Consider the following 6,652-nt stretch of genomic DNA (forward strand, 5'->3'; position numbering starts at 1 on the left):
TACTTTTTGTGTCCGAAGGTGACCTGACTTCGGACTCTGAATCCTCAATTTCTACTTTCTGTGTCCGAAGGTGACCTAACTTCGGACTCTAAATCCTCAATTTCTACTTTTTGTGTCCGAAGTTGACCTGACTTCAGACTCTAAATCCTCAATTTCTACTTTTTGTGTCCGAAGGTGACCTGACTTCGGACTCTGAATCCTCAATTTCTACTTTCTGTGTCCGAAGGTGACCTGACTTCGGACTCTGAATCCATGATTTATGGTTTTTCAGTCCGAACAGGCGTCCAGTGGCGGAAACTAATCAAGGATACAATCGGGAGAATAAAGCCCCAATCACCAGGTGATTGGGGCAGCAAAATATTATTAATTCATCTGCAAGATTCGTTATCAGAGTTCCGTTCATAAATCGCCCGGGCCCCGCCGATGAGTTTCGGCCTGGTTTTAGCCATGGTGACGTTGGCCTCGCCGACTGATTTTTGGGAGGTCCTGATTGGAACTGCCACATGCTTCAGATGCATTCCGATCAGTGTGTCGCCGATATCGATACCAGCATCAGCCTTGATAAACTCGGCCATGACGGGATCTTTGAAGTGTTCATAGGCGTATGTCGCCATCGCGCCGCCGGCCGCACGGTGAGGGATGACGGCCACTTCATCCAGATTTCTTGCCTCGGCTACATCCCGCTCCACGACTAATGCCCTGTTCAAATGCTCGCAGCATTGAAAAGCCAGTTCAGCCCCGGTGTCCTGGCGGAGCTTGTCCAGACGCTCAAAAATCAATTCAGCCACTTGTTCCGTTCCGGCTGTGCCTATTCTTTTCCCGGCGACTTCACTCGTGCTGCAGCCTACTACAAGAAGATGCTTCTCACTTAAAGGAACTTGTTCGCTGAATTCACGTATGATTGTATCAAGTTCTGTTTTCCATTGTTCAATCAAAAAAGCTCCCCCCTTCGAAAGATTTACTTCGTTTCGTAAGCAGTAATCTTTCCAACACGGTTTTCATGGCGGCCGCCTTCAAAATCTGTTGAAAGCCATACTTTTGCAATTTCACGGGCCAGGCCGGGGCCAATTACTCGTTCACCCATCGCAAGGATATTGCTGTCATTATGTTCACGGGTTGCTTTTGCACTGAATACATCATGCACCAGCGCACAGCGGATTCCCTTTACTTTGTTGGCAGAGATGCTCATTCCGATTCCGGTTCCACAGATCAGAATGCCCTTATCGAATTCGCCGCCTGCAACCTTTTCGGCAACTGGCAATGCATAATCCGGATAATCTACTGAAGTTTCGCACTCACAGCCGAAATCTTCATATTCAATGCCCATTTCATCCATTAAGCTTTTTATTTCTTCGCGGAGATTAAGTCCGCCATGATCTGATGCGATTGCAATTTTCATAATGAAACCCTCCAGTTTGAAGCCGCTTTATTTTGACATTATTCTCTTATTTTGACACAAAACCTTGAAAATATAAAGAAAGGGAGCCGCATTTTGGGCTCCCTTATAATTTAAATTTCGTTATGGTGCTATTTAATTTTTCTGCCTGTTCTTTTAGCTCGATGGCGAGCTTTTCCACATTGCCGATGACAGCAGTCTGGTGTTGAGTGGCAGCTGAAACCTCCTGTGCGCCTGCTGATGTTTCTTCCGCAATGGCTGCTACTTCCTGAGATTGGGTGGATGTATGCTGGATGCCTTCCATCTGGGAATCCACCAGTCCTGAAATGGCAGACACTGAAGCAGCCATTTCATTGACCACTTTCGCCATTTCCTCAATCACTTCATTTGTTTTCGTGCCTTTTTTCACTTCATTATTAGCAGTCTCCACCTGATAAGAGATTTGCGTGACAACATTGCGGACCTCTTCCTGTATGTTCTGTATCAGCTCCGAGATGCCCTGGACCGCCTTAGCACTCTCATCTGCAAGCTTCCGCACTTCTTCAGCGACTACGGCAAATCCTTTGCCATGGTCACCCGCTCGGGCTGCTTCAATGGAAGCATTTAAAGCAAGAAGATTCGTCTGGGCTGCAATGTCACCGACCAGCTGTATAATCTGCTCTACCTTTACGGCATTTTGCTCAAGACGCTTTACTGTCTGAAGTGATTCCTCATTATCCTGGGCCAGTTTTTCTATGCCGGAAATAAGTGAATGGATCACCTTCTTTGATTCCATCAGGTCCTGAACCATTTCACCGGAAACATTTTGTGATGCTTTTGCTGTTTCTTGGACTTCCTGGGCAATGCGCAGGACATCTTCCATGGATTCAGCTGTTGACTGAATGGACACGGCAGAACTATCTGCTCCCTGGGAAATCTCGCTGATGGTTCTGGCAATCGAGTCTGCCTGCTCTGCAGCTGCTGAGGACTCGGAAGACATCGCGATGACTTTTTCATTCGTTTCTTTGAAGTTCTCGTCAATCTTATGAACCATATCCCTTAAATTGAAAAGCATATGATTGAATGCAATGCCTAATGAACGGATCTCATCATCTGACTTGGAAAGCTCTGCATCCTGGCCTATATCACCATTGGCGGCCATGAGGGCCGTTTTTTCAAGCTTCTTCAATGGTTTGATAATAAAGCCTGCAGCAAAAAAGGCTAGAACACCTGACCAGAAAATCCCCATTGCTAAGGTTAAAAAAGTAAAAACAGCCTCTCCGAATGGAAGTATCTCTTCAATTCTTGGAAATAAAAAGTAAAGAAATACAGCACTTGTTGTGTATGTAATGATGGCCAGCGATGTGATGAATAACACGAGCTTTTTTCTCAGGCCGAATTTATAGCCCTTTTTCTCCCCCATTATGTTGTCCCCCTGATTAATCTTCTCTCTTGACGCGATCCAAAATTTGTTCAATCGCTTCATTCAGATCTTTAAATGTACTTCTATATATCTCAACCGGCCCCCCATATGGATCAATAATATCTCCCGCAGCTCCGGCAAACTCTTTTAATGTGAAGGTTTTGCCCTCGGCACCAGGAAACATGGACAGAATCGTATTTTTGTGGCCGGCAGTCATCGTTAAAATATAGGTCGCCCAATCTATTAAATCTTTACTCATACTGGATGATTGATGCTGAAGCGAAATTCCGTTCTCCTCCAGCACACTTTTCGTATTCGCGGACGCCTCACTGCCATCTGCCGCAAATACGCCAGCCGACTTCACTTCCACACCGGGAATCAATCTGCTTTTTAAAATGGCTTCTGCCATTGGGCTTCTGCAAGTATTTCCCGTACAAACAAATAATACATTTGCCATAGAAACTCTCCCTCCCTTTATATCGGTTTAAACTCAATAAACTTTATCCAAACTTTTCTTACATTATAAGACAATTTTCCTATAACACCTATAGCCCCCATACAAAAAAAGAAAAAGGGCAGCCGGCACCCTTTTCATTTTTCACAAAATATTAACATTTAAACAATTTATAAAAATAAGAGCTTCACCCCAAAGGCAAGGAGGATGGCACCACCAAGAGCTTCGCTGTAGGAGCCGATCCAGCTTTGGACTTTTCTGCCGGTGAGGAGGCCGGCCCATGTTAGGATGGTCGCCCCGGCTCCGAAGAAGACGAGTACCAGGAATGTTTTAGCTCCGTATATTCCAAGGCTTAGGCCGACTGAAAAACTATCAAGGCTGACACTCAATGCAAAAATCAGCAGCCCTATGCCCACTGGCGTAATTAAGCTGTCCTCTTCATCCCTGAAGCTTGACCAAATCATCTGCACGCCTAATAAAAGGAGCAGCCCCCCGCCAACATATCCGGCAATGGCTCCAAATGTATTTGAAAGGAATCTGCCTGCTATCATTCCCAATAAAGGCATCCATATATGGAAAAGTCCAATGGTGATGCCGATTTTAGCTATTTGTCTGAGGCGGAGTTTGTACATCCCCATGCCAAGACCTACTGAAAAGGCATCCATCCCCAATGCGAATGCCATTAAAGCCAGTGTTAAAATTTCGCCAATCATTGCAGACATTTTTCCGCCCCCTTGGACTTGCTAATTCAGCATATGCACGTCCAGGAGGATTTAGAATGCTATTGCCTTTTTACAAAACAAAAAACCGCTTCATGACGAAACGGTTTCTTTATTATCTGCTAATGATCCTGTGTCCAGCTGCCTTCATCAGGCGGTTCATGATGGCATGCCCGACGCCTTCACCCGGAAACATCTCACAGAAAATAATATCAGCATCAGTTGTATTGAAATATCTTAACGCTTCATAGAGAGCGCTTGCCACGGTTTCAAGCTTTTCTCGCTGCCCGCAGGCATACACATAATCAGCATGATAGAATTCCCGGTTTTCCTCTGTCGTCAGAACGCCAACTGAAAGACCTTCCTGCTTCTTATCCTCAACAAAGTGCTGGATATCCTCTCTTGTTCCTTCTACTAAATAAAGAGGTGCATCCGGCGCATAATGACGGTACTTCATGCCCGGAGATTTCGGCGCCTGGCTTTCATCCGTTAATGCAGGGTCAACACTGACCTCTCCTACAACCTCTTCCAGCTGTTCTCTTGTAATGCCGCCCGGCCTTAGGATAACCGGCACTTCTCCCGTACAATCCACAACGGTTGATTCCACACCAACACCAGTCGGACCTCCATCCACTAATCCGGCAATTCTTCCATTCAGGTCTTCCCAGACATGGTCAGCCGTTGTCGGACTTGGCCTTCCGGACCGGTTCGCACTTGGTGCCGCAATGGGAAGTCCTGTTTTCTTCAGCAGCTCAAGGGCCACCGGATGATCCGGCATTCTTACAGCCACTGTGGATAAACCCGCTGTTGCATACTGGGAAAGAACGCCCTCCTTATGAGTAAAAATGAGCGTAAGCGGTCCCGGCCAAAATTGTTCCATCAGCGTCTGCGCCATTTGCGGAATTTCCGTTATAAAAGCGTTCAGCTGAGCTTTATCAGCAATGTGGATAATCAGTGGATTATCACTCGGACGTCCTTTTGCCTCGAATATTTTACTGACCGCTTCATCACTTTTCGCATTCCCGCCTAATCCATATACGGTTTCTGTTGGAAAAGCGACCACTTCATTATTTTTCAGCAGATCGGCAGCCTGTGAACACTGTGAATAACTATCTTCTTTATCCACACTGTTATCCACCGGCCATCTTTTTGTAATCATTGTTATCCACCTTCATAAAAAATGTTTTTTTACTGTCAAAATTCCTATGTTTTCGACATTTTTTTTGAACATTCCTTTGGAAAGTATAGTAGAAGAAGCTGGATAACTCAAGTCTTATCCACAAATTGTGTATAAATAAGACGGATTTGTGTATAACTTTGGCAAGATACCCACAATTCACATGGATAATTTCAAAAAGAAAGAGTTATCCACAGTCAGGATGTGTTTAACATGCTCTGACTTGAATAATACTTCCGGCAAGTGTGCTGTTTCTTCCTCTTTAAAACCAAGCAGGCTGAAAAAGGCCAGCGAATTTCGTTTATTCGATGCGAGATACAATGCCTCCATGCCCCGATCCCTGGCCAGCATTAATATTTGCTCAAACAAAATAAATAAATCTTTTTCAGTTGCTGTGGATGTCATCACAAGCGATCTCAAAAGACCGACCTTTCCATGGGGTTCAATTCCCAGGGTAGCCTTAATATCCCCGGAATCATTCTCCATAATTAAAAAATATTCAATTGCTTCCTTTATCCCGTCCGTACTTAAGTTTGCCGATTCCAGAAATGATGCCAGATTCTCCACATCTGAAGCATGAGCACATCTCACTACACCTGTTTCCATTTCTTCACCCCATTTTTTTATTGTCACTCTATGAATATGAAAAAATAGAAAAAGTAGAACTAGATTTTCGGAAAAGCAGAAGCACCTTGACGAAACACTATGATTTAAACATAAAACACGGCAGCTGTCTGATGCGGCTGCCGTGTTTATATTACTATCATATGCTTTTTTTCTGCGGCAGGTTTAGTCGTTCGAGTTGCCGCCTTTTCGGCCGATTTCTTCATAGAAATCGCGGTCATGATTTTCACTAGTTGCTTCTCCGCCTTTACGTCCAATTTCCTGGTAGAATTCCTTGTCATGATTTTCGGCTGTTGCTTCTCCGCCTTTTTGGCCAATCTCCTGATAGAAATCACTATCATGATTTTCCGCTGTCGCTTCTCCGCCTTTTTTGCCTATTTCCTGGTAGAAGTCCTTGTCATGGTTTTCAGCTGTTGCTTCTCCGCCTTTGGAGCCGATTTCCTGATAGAATTCCTTATCATGGTTGCGGCTTGTTGCTTCTCCGCCCATGCGTCCCCGTTCCTCACGAGACATTTTATCGTTGTTATTATTGTTGTTTTTAGCCATAATCTTTCATCTCCTTTTTTGTTTGTGTTTTGTTGCTACACTCCTTTAAATATCCGTTTTTGGGAGAATCAAACGCCTGAAAGGAAGATGTTATATGCTTGTCTTAATTGTAATTTGATTTCCAATTTTTAAAATGATTCTAAAAAGAGATGGGTTTGGGGTCGGGGTTCGGACTCTTCGGGTGCTTTTTCTCGCTTATGTGTGTAAAGTTGGCTCGGGTTCAGACTCTACGGTTGCTTTTTCCCCCTTCTGTGTCTGAAGTTGGCCCAGGTTCGGACTCTACGAGCGCTTTCTCCCCCTTTTGTGTCTGAAGTTGACCCAGGTTCGGACTCTA

General features: G+C 44.7%; 8 protein-coding genes. All 8 read right to left on the reverse strand.

Features of this window, described 5'->3' with window-relative positions; all coding sequences use genetic code 11:
• Window positions 1-368: 368 nt before the first annotated feature.
• On the reverse strand, window positions 369-935 hold the full coding sequence (locus AC3WTL_RS20975; protein ID WP_197246484.1) for a TIGR01440 family protein: 567 nt from the start codon (window positions 933-935) through the stop codon (window positions 369-371).
• Between the two features lie 23 nt (window positions 936-958).
• Entirely contained in the window at window positions 959-1,399 is a 441-nt protein-coding gene (gene rpiB / locus AC3WTL_RS20980) for a ribose 5-phosphate isomerase B (protein WP_048010927.1), read from the reverse strand.
• 103 nt (window positions 1,400-1,502) lie between these two features.
• Window positions 1,503-2,798: a methyl-accepting chemotaxis protein gene (locus tag AC3WTL_RS20985; protein WP_492369981.1), complete on the reverse strand. Its 1,296-nt coding sequence runs from the start codon at window positions 2,796-2,798 to the stop codon at window positions 1,503-1,505.
• A 16-nt stretch (window positions 2,799-2,814) separates the two neighbouring features.
• A complete protein-coding gene (locus AC3WTL_RS20990) occupies window positions 2,815-3,255 on the reverse strand; it encodes a low molecular weight protein arginine phosphatase (RefSeq protein ID WP_492369982.1) in 441 nt (146 codons plus the stop codon).
• A gap of 167 nt (window positions 3,256-3,422) precedes the next feature.
• A complete protein-coding gene (locus AC3WTL_RS20995; protein ID WP_492369983.1) occupies window positions 3,423-3,974 on the reverse strand; it encodes a manganese efflux pump MntP in 552 nt (183 codons plus the stop codon).
• A gap of 112 nt (window positions 3,975-4,086) precedes the next feature.
• Window positions 4,087-5,130, reverse strand: coding sequence for an L-threonylcarbamoyladenylate synthase (locus AC3WTL_RS21000; RefSeq protein WP_492369984.1), 1,044 nt, complete (start codon window positions 5,128-5,130; stop codon window positions 4,087-4,089).
• A 177-nt stretch (window positions 5,131-5,307) separates the two neighbouring features.
• The gene (locus AC3WTL_RS21005; RefSeq protein ID WP_048010933.1) at window positions 5,308-5,754 is read right to left on the reverse strand and encodes a GNAT family N-acetyltransferase; all 447 of its coding nucleotides are present in this window, start codon (window positions 5,752-5,754) and stop codon (window positions 5,308-5,310) included.
• A 183-nt stretch (window positions 5,755-5,937) separates the two neighbouring features.
• Window positions 5,938-6,318 carry a KGG domain-containing protein gene (locus AC3WTL_RS21010; RefSeq protein ID WP_048010934.1) on the reverse strand — a complete coding sequence of 127 codons (381 nt, stop codon included), beginning with the start codon at window positions 6,316-6,318 and terminating at the stop codon, window positions 5,938-5,940.
• Between the last annotated feature and the right edge of the window lie 334 nt (window positions 6,319-6,652).

The organism is Cytobacillus sp. EB106-05-05-XG126 (genome assembly GCF_058791715.1).